General features: G+C 60.7%; 11 protein-coding genes and 1 pseudogene. 11 read left to right on the top strand and 1 reads right to left on the bottom strand.

What is annotated here, in order from left to right; all coding sequences use genetic code 11:
• The first annotated feature begins 19 nt into the window (after positions 1-19).
• Both ACSFCA_RS31195 and ACSFCA_RS31190 read left to right on the top strand, forming a co-directional pair.
• Positions 20-634: a type IV toxin-antitoxin system AbiEi family antitoxin domain-containing protein gene (locus tag ACSFCA_RS31195; RefSeq protein ID WP_435462209.1), complete on the top strand. Its 615-nt coding sequence runs from the start codon at positions 20-22 to the stop codon at positions 632-634.
• Positions 631-1476, top strand: coding sequence for a nucleotidyl transferase AbiEii/AbiGii toxin family protein (locus ACSFCA_RS31190; protein ID WP_435462208.1), 846 nt, complete (start codon positions 631-633; stop codon positions 1474-1476). Before ACSFCA_RS31195 ends, ACSFCA_RS31190 begins: the two co-directional genes overlap by 4 nt.
• Positions 1477-1966: 490 nt before the next feature.
• Here ACSFCA_RS31190 and panD read toward each other — a convergent pair whose 3' ends face one another.
• Positions 1967-2368: an aspartate 1-decarboxylase gene (gene panD / locus ACSFCA_RS31185; protein ID WP_435462271.1), complete on the bottom strand. Its 402-nt coding sequence runs from the start codon at positions 2366-2368 to the stop codon at positions 1967-1969.
• Between the two features lie 171 nt (positions 2369-2539).
• On the opposite strand from panD, the pseudogene ACSFCA_RS31180 reads away from it, so the two are divergent.
• The 9 genes and pseudogenes from ACSFCA_RS31180 to ACSFCA_RS31140 all read left to right on the top strand — a co-directional run.
• Positions 2540-3127: pseudogene (locus ACSFCA_RS31180) on the top strand (ABC transporter transmembrane domain-containing protein); the annotation flags it as partial.
• A 137-nt stretch (positions 3128-3264) separates the two neighbouring features.
• Positions 3265-4035 (top strand): SDR family oxidoreductase, encoded by a 771-nt coding sequence (locus ACSFCA_RS31175; protein ID WP_435462207.1) that lies wholly within the window; start codon positions 3265-3267, stop codon positions 4033-4035.
• 422 nt (positions 4036-4457) lie between these two features.
• Positions 4458-5066: a helix-turn-helix domain-containing protein gene (locus tag ACSFCA_RS31170; RefSeq protein ID WP_435462206.1), complete on the top strand. Its 609-nt coding sequence runs from the start codon at positions 4458-4460 to the stop codon at positions 5064-5066.
• Positions 5067-5940: 874 nt separating this feature from the next.
• Positions 5941-6156 carry an MbtH family protein gene (locus ACSFCA_RS31165; RefSeq protein WP_435462205.1) on the top strand — a complete coding sequence of 72 codons (216 nt, stop codon included), beginning with the start codon at positions 5941-5943 and terminating at the stop codon, positions 6154-6156.
• 127 nt (positions 6157-6283) lie between these two features.
• The gene (locus ACSFCA_RS31160) at positions 6284-10576 is read left to right on the top strand and encodes a MupA/Atu3671 family FMN-dependent luciferase-like monooxygenase (protein ID WP_435462204.1); all 4293 of its coding nucleotides are present in this window, start codon (positions 6284-6286) and stop codon (positions 10574-10576) included.
• A gap of 49 nt (positions 10577-10625) precedes the next feature.
• Complete coding sequence (locus tag ACSFCA_RS31155) at positions 10626-11330, top strand: VOC family protein (RefSeq protein WP_435477465.1); 705 nt, start codon at positions 10626-10628, stop codon at positions 11328-11330.
• A gap of 61 nt (positions 11331-11391) precedes the next feature.
• Positions 11392-12687, top strand: coding sequence for an aminotransferase-like domain-containing protein (locus ACSFCA_RS31150; RefSeq protein ID WP_435477464.1), 1296 nt, complete (start codon positions 11392-11394; stop codon positions 12685-12687).
• Positions 12688-12730: 43 nt separating this feature from the next.
• A complete protein-coding gene (locus ACSFCA_RS31145) occupies positions 12731-14005 on the top strand; it encodes a pyridoxal phosphate-dependent decarboxylase family protein (protein ID WP_435462201.1) in 1275 nt (424 codons plus the stop codon).
• 228 nt (positions 14006-14233) lie between these two features.
• On the top strand, positions 14234-18505 hold a 4272-nt coding region (locus tag ACSFCA_RS31140), incomplete at its 3' end, for a MupA/Atu3671 family FMN-dependent luciferase-like monooxygenase (protein ID WP_435462200.1).

Below are 18505 nucleotides of genomic sequence, written 5' to 3'. Positions count from 1 at the left end.
AAATGCAACAGACTCCAGCATGGCATCCTCCGCCTCGACAGTCGAGCAAGCCGTTCTGGCGCTGGCCGAACAGCGGCCGCTGCTGCGAGCGCGCGATCTGGCAGAGCATGGCCTCCCGACGATGGCGCTCAGCCGACTGGTAGCCACAGGCAGGCTCGAGCGGGTTGCCCGGGGTGTCTACAGCCTGCCGGAACGCGCACTCAGCGAGCACCGCTCGCTGGCGGAGGTAGCCCTTCGCGTGCCGCAAGGCATCGTCTGCCTGCTATCGGCGCTCCGCGTTCACGGGATCGGCACGCAAGCACCGTTTGAGGTGTGGATCGCGATTCCCCACAACTCGCCAACGCCCAGGCTCGACCAGCCCGCGCTGCGCGCCATCCGCATGTCCGGCGCCGCGCTGTCCGAAGGCGTCGAAACCGTGCAGATCGATGGTGTCAGCGTGCCGGTCTTCAATGCGGCCAAAACCATTGCCGACTGCTTCAAGTTTCGCAACAAGATCGGCCTGGACGTCGCGCTGGAAGCGCTGCGCGATGGATGGATACAGCGCAAGGTGACGGTTGATGCGCTCTGGCAATACGCCATGATCGATCGCGTCTCCAATGTGATGCGCCCCTACCTCGAAAGCGTCATCGCATGAGCCGCAACATCGCCGCCTCGATCCGCGCCCGCTTGAAGCAGCATGCGAATGCCAGAAAGCAGGACTTCAACCTGACGCTCACTCACTATGGCCTTGAGCGCCTGCTGTACCGGTTGTCCATCTCACCGCATGCCCCAAACTACCTGCTCAAGGGCGCACTGCTGTTCTCGCTCTGGTATGACCAGCCGCATCGGCCCACCCGCGACGCCGACCTGTTGGGGTTCGGTCCTGACGACGTGGAGTCGGCGGTGAGCGCCTTCCGAGAAATCTGCCAGATCACGGTGAAGGATGGGATCGCTTTCGATGCAGCCTCGGTACAAGGCACTGTCATCCGCAAGGAAGCCGGCTACGGCGGCGTGCGGATCGATCTGCGAGCGACACTGGATGGCGCGCGAATCACCCTGCAGGTGGACATCGGATTTGGCGATGCAGTGACGCCAGCGCCGGAAACCGTCAGCTATCCAGTCCTGCTCGATGACCTGCCCGCACCACAACTGCGCAGCTACCCCAAGTACACCGTGGTGGCTGAGAAGTTCCATGCAGTCTGTCTCCTGGGCATGGCCAACACCCGGATGAAGGATTACTTCGATCTCTGGGTACTGATGACCGAGGGGGCGCTGGACACCACCGAACTGCAGCGCGCCATTGCGGCCACGTTCGAGCGCCGGAAGCTCGCGATGCCCAGCAGCCTTCCTGTCGGACTGAGCGACAGCTTTTCTGATGACGGGGCGAAGAAGGCACAGTGGGCAGCATTCTTGAAGAAGAACCGGCTTGAAGCCATGGACCTGGCAAATGTCGTGACACGGCTGCGGGAAGAGTTCCAGAAGTGCGGCGTTTGCTGACGCCTCCAGCCAGCTTCATCCAGCGTTCCCACGTCGCCCCAGGCCCGACGCGAGCGTTGGATCAAGTGGTTGCGTTGGATGGAGAGTGAGCATCTGGCTTCGCCGGCCACCAGTCTGACGGCCAGGTACCCCACGACAAAGCAGACAGCCAGCGCGGCAAGGTCTCCTCCATCGGATTTCTGGCGGCCAGTTCCGTCGTGACCACCGACACCCAGGCCTTGGCTCGTTCAGTGTAGGGTGGTCGAAGTCCGTCGGCCATCTGCACGAGTTGGACCAAAAGGTCCTTCAGGCGCCGAACACGTTCGCCGGCCTGCATCATCAAGAACGTTTGCTTGAGTTGCTCGGCCCTGGCCTGCTTCCGTCGGCGCTCCAATGCGCCGGCTTCGCGCGCAGAAACCCGCCTCGATCACGCATTCCCCGACGAAGCGCTTGCGCGTTGAAGGCCATTTGCCCCGGGGCAATGTCGCACGCCCCGGACACCAGCCCAAGCTCACGCCAGTGCGGGCTCGCCGGAGGCCTGTTGCACCGGGATGTGTGCGCGCTCTTCCTTGATGCGATTCGCGCCGTCCACAAACACCAGCTTTGGCAAGTAGTCCGACACGCGTTCCTCCGGCACCAAGCCGAAGGCGGCGATGATCAGCAGGTCTCCCACGGAGGCTCGGCGCGCGGCCGACCCGTTGACCGAGATGATGCCGCTGCCGCGCTCGCCACGAATGGCGTAGGTCACGAAGCGCTCGCCGTTGTTGATATTCCAGATGTGCACTTGCTCGTTTTCGGCGAGATTCGCAGCATCAAGCAGGTCCTCGTCGATCGCACAAGACCCTTCGTAGTGCAGTTCGCAATCGGTGACGGTGGCGCGATGGATCTTGGATTTAAGCAATGTTCGAAACATGATCGGGAAAATTTCCGTAAAGATTTCTGAGCCCATTGCCGGACGATCTGATAACGCGCTTCGCCCCGTGCGGGCAGGCCCGCCGAGTGTAGGCAGGCTCCCGATTCGGGGCAATCGCAGCTGGCGCATCGCACATGGGCACAATTCAAGAACAACAATTTAAGCGCCTACATGCGAAGTACCGACACCCCAAAATTGCCTGTAGTTCTTTCAACTGATTGCGCAGGCAAGCAAGGCGAACGCTCCGATTGGGAACCACTTCGTCGCCTCGGTCCCTATCTGTGGCAATACAAGTGGCGAATGTTCGCTGCGCTCGCCTTCGTGATCGCCGCCAAGGTGGCGAACGTCGGCGTGCCGGTGTTGCTCAAGGTCCTGATCGATGCCGTCACGCCCAGACCCGATGTCAAACAGGCCCTGGTGGTTGTCCCGATCGCCCTGTTGCTTGCCTACGGAATGCTTCGCCTTTCCACGACGCTTTTCACCGAGCTGCGCGAGCTGGTGTTCGCCAAGGCCGCGGAAGGAACAGCCCGCAGGATTTCGCTCGGGGTGTTCAATCACCTGCATTCGCTTAGCCTGCGCTTTCATCTGGATCGCCAGACCGGCGGCATGACGCGCGACCTCGACCGCGGCACTCGCAGCGTGCAGGCCCTGATCGCGATGACGCTGTACATCTGCTTCACCGTCGCCGCCACAGAGTAGCGCACCAAGTTCCGAAGAACCATGAGCGAGTTCGCCTCGGTCGCGCAGGTCAGGGGCGTTTTGCCCAGATGGGGAGGCTGCAAAGATCGAGGGTTACGAATAAGCAACAGTTGCTCCTTTATCTCTCGGCAGAATCAAATCGTTCGACGCAAGACCATCTTTGAATCCTTTCCTTCTCTATCTGGAATCGCACACCCATGGACCTGACAACGTTGTTCTCGCTCAAGGGCCGCACGGCGCTCATCACGGGAGGGTCGCGCGGCATCGGCCGGATCATCGCGCAGGCCTATCTGATACAGGGTGCTCGGGTCTACATTTCGGCGCGAGGTTCCGAAGGTTGCGACCGCGCCGCGACGGAGCTCTCGGAGTACGGAGAGGTTTTTTCGTTGCCCGCCGATGTCTCGACACTCGACGGCGCACAGGAACTCTCGAATGCTTACGCGAAACGCGAAGACTCGCTGGACATCCTCGTCAACAACGCGGGGACGGCCTGGGGTGCACCCTTTGACGAGTTTCCCGAAGCCGGATGGGACAAAGTGGTTGACCTGAACCTCAAGACGCCCTTCTTTCTGACCCAATGCCTGGCGCCCTTGCTGCGCAAGGCAGTGGCGGGGAGCCTGCCGAAAGTGATCAACATTGCTTCGGTTGACGGCATCTCCGTGGGCCCCCGGGAAACGTACTCGTACGCAGCCAGCAAGGCGGGCTTGATTCAGCTGACGCGGTTGATGGCCCTGAGGCTTGCGCCCGAGCGCATTGTCGTGAGCGCCATTGCGCCTGGCGCATTCGCAACCGACCTCAACAAGAGTGCACGAGACCATGGTGACGACGTCGCGGCCTACATTCCCCTGGGCCGCATCGGTACAGCCGAAGACATTGCAGGTGCGGCCGTCTACCTCGCATCGCGCGCCGGTGACTATGTCGTCGGCTCGACCCTGATCGTCGACGGCGGGGCCACACATGCAAGGTGAAGTTCCCGCCCGTATGGCCTGCTTCGGAACGACCTGGAGCACAGGTTCCTAGCTGCCTGCACTATCGGCGCGAATCCTGCTCGTCGAGGCGCGTCCAAGGACAGAGACGCCCAAGAAAATCGCGAGGGTCACGAAGCGGCCGGCGGCTTCCGTCGTTTCAGCGGTGCGCCCCGTAGTGGCGCCCGTCCCCTTTTTCATGCGCGTGGCGAGTGCATTTGCGCTGGTCAGCGCCGGTGAAACGAGACGCTCGCCGTGCCCACCACCGCGAGGCTGTGACTCTTCCGCGCAAGAGAGTCTTCGTCGAGAACGCTGTCGGCTTTCAGCTACTTCAGAACTCTTCTCTGCTAAATCGGAACTGAACGATTTCTAGGGGCTGTGCTTCCATCTTGTATATTGGAAATTAAATCCATTAAACTGTCGGAATGGACGTCAATACACGCATCGCCCAGCGTCTTCGAGAGCTCCGCACCACGCGTGGCTACTCGCTCGAAGCGTTGGCAGAACGAGCCGGAGTCAGTCGGTCGAACATCTCGCTGATTGAGCGGGGTCAAAGCAGTCCCACCGCTACAGTGCTCGACAAACTTGCGATAGGTTTAAGCGTAGCGCTAGCTTCATTCTTCGAAGACAGTGCGGCTTCGAGCGGATCGCCACCAGCGCCTGTAATTCGGTTGGGCGACCAGCCGATATGGCAGGACCCTGCTTCGGGCTATGTACGCAGGAGGCTCTCTCCACCTGCGCTTTCGCCACTTCAAATGGTCGAGGTACTCTTTCCCCCTGGCCAGCGTCTAGCGCTCGATTCAGCAGTGCACGACGCAGATATATATCAACAGATATGGTTGCTCGACGGAGTGATGGAGTTGACTACCGGCGAGAAGAATTGGCGCCTTGAAAAGGGCGACTGTCTGGCGATGCAACTGAGTCAGCCTCACGTGTTCTTCAACCCTGGCCAAAAGTTTGCACGCTACTTGGTTGCGCTCGCCTCAGTTTCATGGTCGCCAACTTCAGCGGCTGCCTTCGAGCGGGGTGGGTAGTCGCGGCATCCACAACCGGTCCTTCGGCGGCATGGCGTTCTTCAGCCACAGCCTCCGCAAGTTTTGAGTTAGCTGAGACAAAACCGCTCGAAGTTCGACTTAAGTGAGACAAGATTTCAAAGCCACGTGAGTTAAAGCTCGATAAGGTGTTGATTTCATTGGTCTTGCTGTTCCACCTAGGTCGGCGATCGACAAACGCCGTGGGCCGGCGAGCTTTGGACCTTGCGCTTGCAGGCCGTGCCGCGCGAATGCCGATCGTTTGCACGGCGCGTGTTGGGGGTTGTCGCCATCCGGCGCGGTCACCGCCGCGATGCGTTCCAGCATGGATGCACAGGATGACTTGGCAGTCCTCTCGGCATCTGCGCCAGGACTTCGGACCCGGCAATGCAGTCGGCATTCCTTAATTTTTTGAGAACCTCGTCTTTCGAACAAGCCTGATCGCTTCACGCGTCCGGCGAGTTCACACGCAAGCGCACTGCCGACGCATGGGGCGGCCCCAGATCGACGCCCCCGGTAAGGCGTCGGCTTCGGTCGCGGCGCTCATCCCTGCCGGAGGTTCATCCGGTCCTCGCAACCCAAACCTCATGAAGTTGGCTAACGCCTACTTCGACGAAATCGCTGTATCTAGGTGCAACCGACTGAGCGAACGGGGAGCAATCATGAATTAATTACAAATTCTTATTGAGAAGAAATGGAACTCTTTTCCGGAAAATCGAGATTGGAAATTCGATCTTCGCAATAAGAAATACATACGCATTGCGCCCTCAACGCCATTGTGCTGGAATGTCACATCTATTTGCAGTTGCACCAATTTCCTCTTGGACTTGGCGGCAATACATAAGAATTCGGTATTCATTTTCATTGAATAAATCCCATGACCAACCCTTTCGACAGCAGCGATGCTTCATTTCTGGTTCTGATCAACGACGAAAACCAGCACTCCATCTGGCCTGACTTCATCGAAATCCCCAAGGGTTGGAAAAAAGTTTACGGCCCTTCTGCCAAGGGCGACTGCCTGGAGTTCGTCGAGAAGAACTGGACCGACATGCGTCCAAGAAGCCTTGCCCAGGCGATGGGCAATCAGGGTTAGGCAGCCGCTGCGCTGCATCCCGGCTCTTTCCTAAAAAAGCTTTGCGGCTCTCCGTCCGGCGCGCCCGTCGCGCGCAGCCGGCCCGGATCGTTTGGCTTTCCCGAAACGTAAGTCAACAGGACCCCATATGGTGTCGACCCCTGCAAATGGCTGGCCGCTGTCTTTCGCGCAGCTCGGGCTCTGGTTTGAGCGGCAGTTCTATCCGAGCCCCCCCTCCCACAACGTCGGCGAATACATCGAGATTGCCGGTGCGCTGAATGCAGAATTGTTTCTGCAGTGCCTGCGAACGGCCGCCCAGGAGGCCCAGGCACTGGGAACCACCTTCATCGAGACGGACACGGCACCCCGGCAGGCGGTCAGCAGAAAGCCCGGCGACCAGTGCATCAGCTTCGTCGACTTGAGCGCTGACGCCGATCCCCATCGATCGATGCTCGACAGGATCTCCCGGAAGATGGAGGCCTCGCTCTCGCCGACCGATCCGGAGCTTTTTTCCTTCTGCCTGTTCAAGCTCTCCGTCGACAAGTTCGCTTGGCACCACCTCTACCATCACATCGTCATGGACGGGTTTGGCTATTCCCTGATCGCGCGCAGGGTCGCGGAACTCTATACGGCGGCGATCGAGGATCGCGCAGCGCCGCGCGCATGGTTCGAGCCGCTGGGCCAGCTCCTGGACATAGAGCAGGCGTACCTGACTTCGGATGCGTTCGAGTCGGATCGCGACTTCTGGCAGGGCTACCTCGAGCAACTCCCCGCGCCGACCCGCTTCGGGGACGGCACGCGCAGCTTCTCGCGTCTGCCGATCCGAAGCAACCGCCGGATGGAAAAGCCGGCACTCGAGGGCATTGCGGAACTGGCCCGGGTGTCCGAGACCTCTCTTGCGCGGACGCTGATCGCGGCGGTGGCCGCCTATCTGTTCCGCACCACGGGGGTTCGGGAGCTGTCGATCGGCCTGCCCGTGTCAGGACGGTCCGCCGAGACGCGGGCGATCCCGTGCATGATGTCGAACACCCTTCCGATGCACCTGTCGATTTCTCCGGAAATGACGATGCGCGACATCGTCAGGGTCGTCGACAGGGAAATCCGCACGGTGCTCGCACATCAGCGCTATCCGGCGTCGCGCCTGTACCTGGATGCCAAGCGGATCAGGGGCTACGGCAGCGACTTCGGGCCCGTGATCAATGTGATGCCGTTCAAGGAAGGCATCTCCTTCGGCGGACTGTCATCCAAGTCGTTCAACACCTCCGCGCGCACGGCGGCCGACATCTCGTTTTCCTTCTTCCTTGGCGAAGACAACAGCGCCGACGTCTACTGCACGGCGAACGCGTCCGCCTATTCGCTGGCGGACGTACAGGCGCACCAGGAACGGCTGCTGCGTTTCATCGATTCAAGCCTGGCCCATCCGGCAATCCCAGTCGCAAGGCTGGACATCCTGAGCGCGGCGGAACGCCAGCGCGTCCTGACGGACTGGAACGGCGAAGCCCCGGGTTCGTTCCCCGACACGCTGGCGGACCTGTTCGAGCGACAGGTCGCCGCGAGCCCGCAGGCGCGCGCCCTCTCGTTCGAGGCGACCGACATCTCGTACCAGGAACTGAATCAGCAGGCGAATCGGCTCGCCCGTTATCTGAGTACACGCGGCGTCGGCCCGGACAGCATCGTTGCACTGGCACTGCCACGCTCGACTGAACTGGTGGTCAGCCTGTTGGCCGTCCTGAAAGCAGGCGCGGCGTATCTCGCGCTCGACCTCGACTATCCCGTGGATCGACTGCGGTTCATGCTCGAGGACGCGCGGCCCCGCTGCATCATCTCGAAGTCTGACGTCGCCCACCTCCTCACGGACATTGAAACGCTTGGGGTGCGCCTGGACGACGCGTCGCTCTGCGCCGAGCTCTCGACACTGCTGGCGACGGACCTGACCGACGCGCAGCGCACGCGCGCCCCCAGCCCCCTCGATCTTGCGTATGTGCTGTACACCTCGGGCTCCACGGGCCGCCCCAAGGGCGTTGCCGGAACCGCAAGAACGCTGCTCAACAGGCTCCGGTGGGACGTGCAGCAAGCCGACGAAGCGACGGTGTACGCCCAGAGGACGACCCACAACTTCATCGACTTCGTCTGGGAAGTGCTCATGCCGCTCATCGGCGGGCAGCGCCTGGTGATCGTGCCGCCGCAGCTCAGCAAGGACGTGAACGGATTGATCGCGCTGCTGGCCGCCGAGAAGGTGACCCGGATCGTTCTGGTTCCGTCGCTGCTCGAAGCGATGCTCGAGGGCGAGTTCAAGGTGGGCACCCGGCTGCCGCACCTGCGGTACTGGTCCTGCGGCGGGGAAGCGTTGACGCCGGCGCTGGCCGAGCGTTTCAGGAAGGCGCTGCCGCAGGCCCTGCTGGTCAACCTGTACGGCACCTCCGAATTCTGGGACGCGGCCGGCTGGGTCAACCAGAGTTTTGACGGCCATGGCCAGCCCAGCGTGCCGATCGGCACCCCCTTGCCGGGCGTGCAGGTCTATGTGCTGGACGCTCTGCTTCAGCCGGTCCCGCCGGGCGCGGTCGGCGAACTGTTCGTCGCCGGCGCCGGGCTTGCGCGAGGCTACCTCGGTCGCCCGGCGTTGACCGCCGAGCGCTTCGTGGCAAATCCCTTCGGAGCGCCCGGCGAGCGGATGTACCGCACGGGTGACCTGGCACGCTGGAGTGAAGAAGGCGTGCTCGGGTATCTGGGCCGGGTCGACCACCAGATCAAGCTGAGGGGCTTCCGGGTCGAGCCCGGCGAAGTCGAGGCGCAGTTGGTCAAGCACCCGCTGATCAGGCAGGCCGCTGTTGTGGCGCGGGAGGACTCGACGGCCGGCAAGCGCCTTGTCGCCTATCTCGTCGCGGACGAGGCTGCGCTGCCCCAGCGCCCGCGTTCCCCGGGGTTCGGGCTCTTCTACTTCGCCGATGCCAATCAAAGCCAGGAGGGCGAGCAGCTCTACCGGCTGTATGTGGAGGGCGCAAAGTTCGCGGACCGCAACGGCTTCGCGGCCATCTGGACACCCGAGCGGCACTTCACCAAGGTGGCGGCCGCGTTTCCCAATCCGTCCGTGCTGAGTTCGGCCCTGGCCATGGTCACGCAAAACGTCCAGCTGCGCGCGGGCAGCGTCGTGATGCCGCTGCACCATCCATTGCGGGTGGCGGAGGAGTGGTCGGTGGTCGACCATCTTTCCGCAGGGCGCGTCGGCGTCGCGTTCGCCTCGGGGTGGGTGCCCGAGGACTTCGTGCTGGCGCCAGACCATTTTGCCGATCGCTACCAGGTGATGCTCGACGGGGTTGCGCAGGTGCGCGAACTCTGGCGCGGCGGCACGATGGCCGCACGAAACGGTGCGGGCCACACGTCCCAGGTCCGCCTGCAACCGAAGCCCATCCAGCCGGAGCTGCCGGTGTGGATCACGGCCACCCGGAGCCCGGCCACCTTCGAGGCGGCCGGACGGATCGGGGCGAACGTGCTGACGGCGCTGCTGAGCCTCACCATCCCGGAGTTGACCGAGAACATCCGGATCTATCGCGACGCGCTGCGTGCCAACGGGCACGATCCGGACGCGCACAAGGTCACGCTGATGCTGCACACCTTCGTCGGCCCCGACGACGAGACGGCACAACGGGCGGCCCATGAACCGATGGTCCAGTATTTCCGGGCGCACACGGAATTGCGCAAGAGCGTTTTCAAGGACCTCGAGGGGAACATCCCGAACCAGGCCTTGGGCGAAGTCGAAGCGGACCAGCTCATTGCGCTCGCGGTGCGCCGCTACTTCGGCACCTCCGCGCTCATCGGCGGCCCCGAGAGCTGCCTGGAACTGGTGCGCAGGCTGGAGAAGATCGGCGTCGACGAGTTCGCGTGCCTGATCGACTTCGGCGTGCCCACGGACCAGGTGCTCGAGAACCTGGCGCACCTGGCCACGGTGATGAAGCGCTCGCGCATGGGCTCGCCGCCCGACGCGGCGCAGATGCACACCGAACTCGCCGCCTCGCTGCCCGATCACATGGTGCCCGCGCACTACGTGTGGCTGGACACGCTGCCTCTAACGCCCAACGGCAAGCTGGATCGCAAGGCCTTGCCGGCACCCCATTTCGCAGCAAAGGAAGTCCGCGCCCCCGGCACGCCACAGGAAGAAGCGCTGGCCTTGCTCTTCGCGGAAATCCTCGGATTGCCGCAAGTGGGCGTCGACGACAGCTTCTTCGACCTGGGCGGTCACTCACTGCTGGCGACGCGGCTGATCAATCGCATCCGCACGGCCATGGGCGTCGAGATCGGCATCCATACGCTGTTCGAAGCCTCGAGCGTGGCGCAGTTGGCCGGAAGGCTGGCCGCCGCGCCCAAGGCGCGCACGGCGTTGCGCCCAATCCGCCAGAGCAGTCAATTGCCGCGGCCCACCGTCCAGTACGACAACAGCCTCTGAGGCAAGGGCAGGTCGTGTGCCATCGAGTTGCGGCGTTTTTTTGCACCCCGTGGCATTTGACTCCGGTCGTCGAAGACCAGTTATTTCCAAACATATATCGGGGCACCGTTCACAGCGAGGACAAAGTGAGACGCGGCTTGCGTGTCGCCCCTACGTGCCAAATTTGAAAACTCCGGCACGAGCGGCATGCATTGCCATCGCCCGATGTTTGGAAATTATTTTCACCTCTTCAAAGATTCAAGGATCAAGAATGAAACCAGAGTCAGGTGCGGGTCAAAAAAATTCATTTCTAAACATCGATCATATTGCCATTGCCGTTCACGAGCTTGAAGCGGCAATCAGTTTTTTTGTTGACACCCTTGGCTTTGAACTCGTGCGAAGACGAAAAATCGCGGGTGAGAGCACAGGCATGGTTGCAGCCGATCTCAACTACAACAACATTAAATTTGTATTGCTACAGGGGACCGAACCTGACTCACAGGTATCAAAGCTTGTTACCAATTTTGGCCCCGGCATCGCTCATATCGCACTTGCTGTTGACGACATTGATGGAACCGTCGATCAACTGACCGAGAAAGGCTTGAAGTTCGACACAACCATCATTTCCGGAACAGGTTTAAAGCAAATATTTACGAGCCGAGATTTCAATTCAGGAATGAGTTTTGAGTTCATTGAGCGATCTGGAGAAGAAAACTTCCTAGACCAGAATGTGCAAGAGCTCTTTTCTCAATTGGAAAAAAAAGACGTGTACTAGGCCAAGATCGGCAAGCAGCCCTCTCGGCGCCCCGGCGATTACAACTCTATTCCAAGGAAAAATGTTGAACAACACTGCTGCAAAGAAAGATCAATCAGCGGGCTCGAGGCTGCAAGTCATGAATTTTCTCAACGAAATTTCAGAAAGATATCCGAAAGCGATTTCGTTCGCCTCTGGAAGACCTGCAGAGCGCTTCTTTGATCTGCAAAACTGTGGTGAGCACATATCCCAGTTTATTCAGCATTTCGCTGCATCCAGCAACCTTGGAATTGATGCGGCCTTTAACCGTCTCGCTCAATACGGGCGGACAAACGGAATCATCAACTCATTTATTGCAAGACAGATTGCCAACGACGAAAAAATCACCTGTGACCCGAGTCAAATCATCGTCACAGCAGGATGCCAAGAGGCCATGGATTTGTGCGCGACCACGCTGTGTACCGCGCCTGGCGATGTTGTGCTCGCAAGAACTCCAACCTACATTGGAATTACTGGTGTCGCAGACCTCAACGGAATTCCCTTGATTCCGTTCGAATGCGGCGCATCGGATGAATTTGTTCCCGCGCTTCGAGCTGCAGTCATTTCGGCAGAAGGCAAGGGCCTGCGGCCACGTGCTCTCTATCTCATTCCCGATTTTGATAATCCGACGGGGGCCTCGTTACCCCGGGACACGCGGGAGGAAATCATAGAATTTTGCGCCAGCAAGGAAATTGTGGTGCTGGAGGACAACCCGTACGGTCTGTTTCGATATGAGGAAGCGCCGATTCCCACGATGTTCGCCCTTGATCATTATGGCTGCGTCATCTATCTCGGAACCTACTCAAAAACCATCTGCCCCGCACTTCGAGTCGGCTACGCCATATTGCCCGAGCACCTATTTGGTCGAAAGGATAAGACCGCCTTTCTGATGGAGCAACTCTCTCAGGCCAAAAGTTTCGGTACGGTAAACACCAGCCAGCTCGCGCAAGCGATTGTGGGTGGCGTTTTGCTGAAAGAGAACTTCAGCCTTGTAAAAATCACCGGCCGCGCCAATCAGTTCTATAAGTCCAATCGCGACGCATTGATTTCTGCCCTGGGCAAAGAGTTCGGAAGCAATGGAGAAAAAGTGCGCTGGAATGTACCCGCCGGAGGATTCTTCCTCACGGTATCCCTTCCCTTTGAATTTACGCACAAAGAAGCAGAAGTATGCGCGCGCGACTATGAACTGCTGGTCATGCCGCTCGCTTTTTTCTCTTTGAATGACACCAGGCACAGAGGTGTTCGCTTCGCGTTCAGCAACACCACCTCGGAATTCATATCAGAAGGAATTTCACGATTCGGTCGATTCGTCAGCGACTACAAGACCATCTTGGCTTGATCAAAACACCCAATTGCTCATTTGATTTTCCTGAATAAGCCCCATGTCCAACGAAGCGGCCGATTTGACTCAATTTCCTCAGCACGGCATGAGTGCAGAAGCACTTCGACGGGAGTTGCTAGGTTTGCAGCGCGCCGATTGGCGTCATAGCGAAGGGCGTTTGCCCCTGCACGGTTATTTTGCGAGCGAGGCGGTAAGCAACATTGCCAATGAAGCAGCGGCCATGTTTTCGAATACCAATGCACTCGCACCAAACGCCTTCCCCAGCTCCAAGAAAATGGAACAAGATGTCGTGTCAATGGCACTTCATTTGTTAAATGGAAACAGTGGATCCTCTGGCAGCATTACTTCGGGGGGAACCGAAAGCATCATTTTGAGTGTCAAGGCTGCACGCGATAAAACACGTGCGTCGCGTGCGCTTCGCAGGCCTAACATCATCGTCCCGTCGTCTGCTCATCCTGCATTTGACAAGGCCGCACATCTTCTAGATGTCGCCATTACTCGCGTTCCGGTAGGCATCGACTGGTGCTGTGACATCTCCGCGATGGAAGCAGCAATAGATGGTGATACCTTCTTTATTGCTGGATCTGCACCTTCTTTGCCCTACGGTTTGATCGATCACATTACCGAACTGGGCGAAATCGCGCTCAAACATGGCATTTGGCTTCACGTGGATGCTTGCATTGGGGGACTTCTGGCTCCGTTTGTTCGCCAAATTGGTTATCCAGTTTCCGACTTTGATTTCCGAGTGAACGGCGTTCGCTCGATTTCGACCGACTTGCATAAGTTTGGATACGCCACGAAAGGAGCCTCCCTTGTTCTCTATCGAGACAAAGAGGAGCACCAGTTCCAATTTAGCCATTTTCGAAACTGGCCAAAAGGAGAGTACATCACTCCAACCCTGGCAGGCACGCGCTCTGGCGGGCCCATTGCCTCCGCGTGGGCAGTCATGCGTTTTCTTGGCGAAGATGGCTATTGCGAGATCACAAAACGCTTGATGGCTCTTCGTGATCGCTATTTGGCTGGATTTGATGACATACAGGAAATCACTGTGCTGGGGCGTCCCGAGCTCACAGTCCTCACCATCATCTCCGACAACGTTTCCATTTTTTCGACAGCAGATGAAATGCGAAGACGAAATTGGTATATGAGCTTGGTCGCTGAACCAGCCGGCATTCAGCAAACTGTCAATTTAGTGCACGAATCCATGGTGGGCATCTACATGGAGGATTTGAAGGCTTCGATCGCCTTTGCACGAGCCCAGGATTCCGACGAAGATTTTGATCTTCTGCATGCCTCGCGTGTGGTGACCTACTGATGCAAGGTCATGAGGTGACCGAGGGGTATCGAAAATTCGTTGCCCGTTCGAATGGCACCCAGCCAATTGCGAGATCGAGGCGTTCAAGAGCGCTCTCGCAATCGCGGCGCGCGACGGTGCCCGCTCGCTAGCGGTTCAGCCGCTTGCCACCCGTCCAGCGCGGCAACCCAATCGCCCCAAAGCCTCCTTTGCTACTACCTTGAAGACTCTATGAGTCCGGAGCCAACGATGATTCCCCTGTCTTTTGCCCAACAGCGGCTGTGGTTTCTCTATCGGCTTAACGGACCCAGTCCGACCTACAACGTTGCAACGGTCTTGCGCCTGCAGGGCCAGGTCGACGAGTCCGCACTTCGCGCGGCCCTTGCAGATTTGGTCGCGCGCCATGAAAGCTTGCGGACCATCTTTTCGGACGCTGATGAGGTGCCGCAACAACTCATTCTTGCGCCTGACATTGCGTGCCCTGTCCTGCATGTACAGAAGGTTTCCGAGCAGTCCTTCACTGAAATACTTGCCGACGCCACCGGCTATTGCTTCGAACTGGATCGCGAGATTCCGTTGCGTACCTGGTTGTTCCAACTTGACGAGGACCGACACGTCCTGCTGCTGCTGTGCCACCACGTTGCCAGTGACGGCTGGTCGTGGGCCCCGCTGGCGCGCGATCTGGCCGCGGCCTATGGCGCGCGCTGCGAGGGCAAGCCGCCAGTGTGGGCACCGCTGCCCGTGCAGTATGCCGACTACACGCTCTGGCAGCGCGAGTTGCTAGGCAGCGAGAGCGAACCTGACAGCGTCATGGCAAGGCAGCTGAGCTACTGGCGGCAGGCGCTCGCCGACCTGCCTGAACAGCTCAGTCTGCCCACCGACCGGCCACGACCCGCCGTCTCCAGCTACCGCGGCGAGAGCATCGATTTCCAGCTCGACGCAGCGCTGCACCAGGGCCTTGCCGCGCTCGCACGCGAGGGCCAGGCCAGCCTGTTCATGGTACTGCAGGCCGCACTCTCGACACTCTTCACCCGCATGGGGGCGGGCACCGACATCCCGCTGGGCAGCCCGATCGCCGGGCGCACCGACGAGGCCCTCAACGATCTCGTGGGCTTCTTCACCAACACGCTCGTGCTGCGCACCGACACCTCGGGCAATCCCAGCTTCAAGGATCTGCTGGCGCGCGTGCGCGCAGCCAACCTGGCCGCCTATGCCCACCAGGACCTGCCGTTCGAGCGCCTCGTGGAGGTGCTCAACCCGGCGCGCTCCATGGCGCGACACCCGCTCTTCCAGGTCATGCTGGTGTTGCAGAACAACACGCGGGCCAAGTTCGAGTTGCAAGGACTGACCGTGCTCAGCGCCGAGTCGATTGAGACGGACGCTGCCATCTTCGATTTGTCTTTCGATTTGCGTGAGCAGCGCAGCCAAGACGGAAGGCCACAGGGCATCACAGGTCGCATCGAGTTCGCCACCGACCTGTTCGAGCGCGCCACGGTACAGCGCCTGGCCACGCGGCTTCAGCGCGTGCTCGCAGCCATCGTCGCCGATCCCGCCCAGCCCATCGGCGCCATCGAGATCCTGCAGCCCGCCGAGCGCCAGCAGATCCTGCTCGACTGGAACGACACCGCACACCCCGTGCCCCCGGCCACCCTGCCCGAACTCTTCGAGCAGCAAGTCGCCAGAACCCCCCACGCCACCGCCCTCGTCTTCGAGGACCAGACCCTGACCTACGGTGAGCTCAACCAGCGCGCCAACCAACTGGCCCACCGCCTCATCGCTCGCGGCGTGGGCCCCGAGAGCATCGTCGCCCTTGCATTGCCCCGCTCCCTGGAGATGGTCACCAGCCTGCTGGCCATCCTCAAGGCTGGCGCCGCCTACCTCCCGCTGGACGTGGACTACCCCAAGGAGCGCCTGGCCTTCATGCTCCAGGACGCCGCGCCCGTGTGCATGATCACCGACGGCGCCACCGCTGCGCAGCTCCCATCGGGCCTGCCTCTGCTGTGCATGGACGAGCCCGCACTCCTGCACGCCCTCGCAGCCGAGCCCCACACCAACCCCACCGACGAACACCGCACCCGGCCGCTCAGACCACTGGGCCTTGCCTATGTCCTCTACACGTCGGGTTCGACCGGCAAACCCAAGGGGGTGGGTGGCACCTATCAGGCGATTGCCAATCGACTGCACTGGGACATCCAGGGCTCGGAGGCCGACACGGCCTACGCCCAGAAGACCACACACAACTTCATCGACTTCCTCTGGGAAACATTCATGCCGCTGCTGGCCGGGCAGCGCGTCATCATCGTGCCGCCACAGGCCGGCAGGGATGTGGCGCAACTGGTCGACCTTCTGGCCGCTCACAAGGTCCAACGGATTGTTCTGGTTCCCTCGTTGTTGCAAGCCATGCTTGAACATGGCAGTGACGTGAGTCAACGGCTTGTCCATCTGAGGTACTGGGTCTGCAGCGGAGAAGCACTGACCCCAAGTCTGGCCAACCGGTTCAAGGAGGTCTTCTCGGACGCACTGCTGCTCAACATCTATGGCACCTCGGAGTTCTGGGATGCAACGGCCTGGGCCGTCGAGCCAAGGAGCGAGACCAACGTCCCGATCGGCTCTCCGATCGCAGGCATGCAGGCGTATGTGCTGGACGCCCAGCTGCGCCCGGTGCCCGCGGGCGTGGCCGGCGAGCTGTACATCGCAGGCGCCGGCCTGGCGCGCGGCTACCTGCGCCGCCCCGGCCTGAGCGCCGAGCGCTTCGTCGCCAGCCCCTTCGGCGCCCCGGGCAGCCGTATGTACCGCACCGGTGACCTCGCGCGCTGGCGCGCCGACGGCGTGCTCGACTTCCTCGGACGCGCCGACCAGCAGGTCAAGATCCGCGGCTTTCGCATCGAGCCCGGCGAGATCGAGGCCGCACTGGCTCAGCTGCCCGGCGTCGCACAGGCCGCCGTCATCGCACGCGAGGAGGCGGCGCAGGACCCGCGCCTTGTTGCCTATCTTGTTGCCGACCGGGCAACGGCGCCTGATCGGAGGATTCAGCATCCGGAGTTCGGCCTGTTCTATTTTGCGGACGCAAGCCGGGATCAGGAAGGCGAACTTTATCGGCTCTATATCGAGGGTGCAAAGTTTGCGGATGCCAATGGCTTCAGTGCCGTCTGGACGCCGGAGCGCCATTTCACCAAGGTCGCAGCGGCTTTCCCCAACCCTTCCGTCCTGAGTGCTGCGCTTGCAATGGTTACCGAGCGCATTCAGCTGCGCGCAGGCAGTGTCGTCTTGCCGCTGCATCATCCGTTGCGTGTGGCGGAGGAGTGGTCGGTCGTCGACAACCTCTCTCATGGACGTGCCGCGATCGCCTTCGCGTCGGGGTGGGTACCGCAAGATTTTGTCTTTGCGCCAGACGCCTACGCCGATCGCTTCCAGATCATGCTCGATGGCATCGAGAAGGTACGGGCACTGTGGCGCGGAGAGGCGATGACTGCGCGCAACGGCACGGGTCAAGAGACGCAGGTTCGCCTGCTTCCCAAACCCGTTCAAGCCGAATTGCCTATCTGGATCACTGCAGGCAGAAGTCCGGCAACCTTCGAGGCGGCGGGGCGAATGGGAGCCAATGTTCTGACGGCGTTGCTCAATATGACCGTGCCGGAGTTGACCGACAACATCCGGATCTACCGGGAGGCGTTGCGTGCCAATGGCCACGATCCGGAGACACGGAAAGTCAGCCTGATGCTGCATACATTCGTGGGTGCGGACGATGAGACGGCACGTCGCATCGCCTATGAGCCCATGGCGCAGTATTTCCGTGCCCATACTGAACTTCGCAAAGGTGTTCTGCGAGACCTCGGTGAAGCGGGCGTCAACAAGACAGTCGGGGAAATCGACACCGAGAAATTGATCGCCATGGCGGTACGAAGGTACTTCGGAACGTCGTCGCTGATCGGCGGACCGCAAACTTGCCTTCGATTCGTGCGCGATCTGGAAAAGATCGGCGTCAATGAGTTCGCTTGCCTTGTCGACTTCGGTGTCGACGTTGACACGACCCTGGAAAACCTCGTGCATCTGAAGGCCGTCATGGAAGGTAGCCGCATCCCGGCGCCTCCCGAAGCAGCCGAACTGCGAGCCCATCTTGGCACCGTGCTCCCCGCCCACATGGTGCCCGCGCACTACGTCTGGCTGGACGCCCTGCCGCTCACGCCCAACGGCAAGCTCGATCGCCGGGCCCTGCCCGCCCCGGACTTCACGCCCCTGAGCATCCGCGCTCCTCGCACCCCGCAGGAAGAGATCCTCGCCTCCCTCTTTGCCGACGTCCTGGGCCTCGCGCAGGTGGGCATCGATGACAACTTCTTCGACCTCGGCGGCCACTCCCTGCTGGCCACCAAGCTCATCAGCCGCATCCGCTCCGCACTGGGCGTGGAGATCGCCATCCGCACCCTCTTCGAGGCTCCCACCGTCGCACAGCTGGCGCACAGGCTGAGCGAAGCACAAGTCGCTCGTGAGGTCCTGCGCCCCATGGCGCGGCCCAGCCTGATT

The sequence above is a fragment of the Variovorax multivorans genome (genome assembly GCF_051216835.1).
Classification (GTDB): domain Bacteria; phylum Pseudomonadota; class Gammaproteobacteria; order Burkholderiales; family Burkholderiaceae_C; genus Variovorax.
This window is presented reverse-complemented; position numbering and strand designations above follow the sequence as displayed.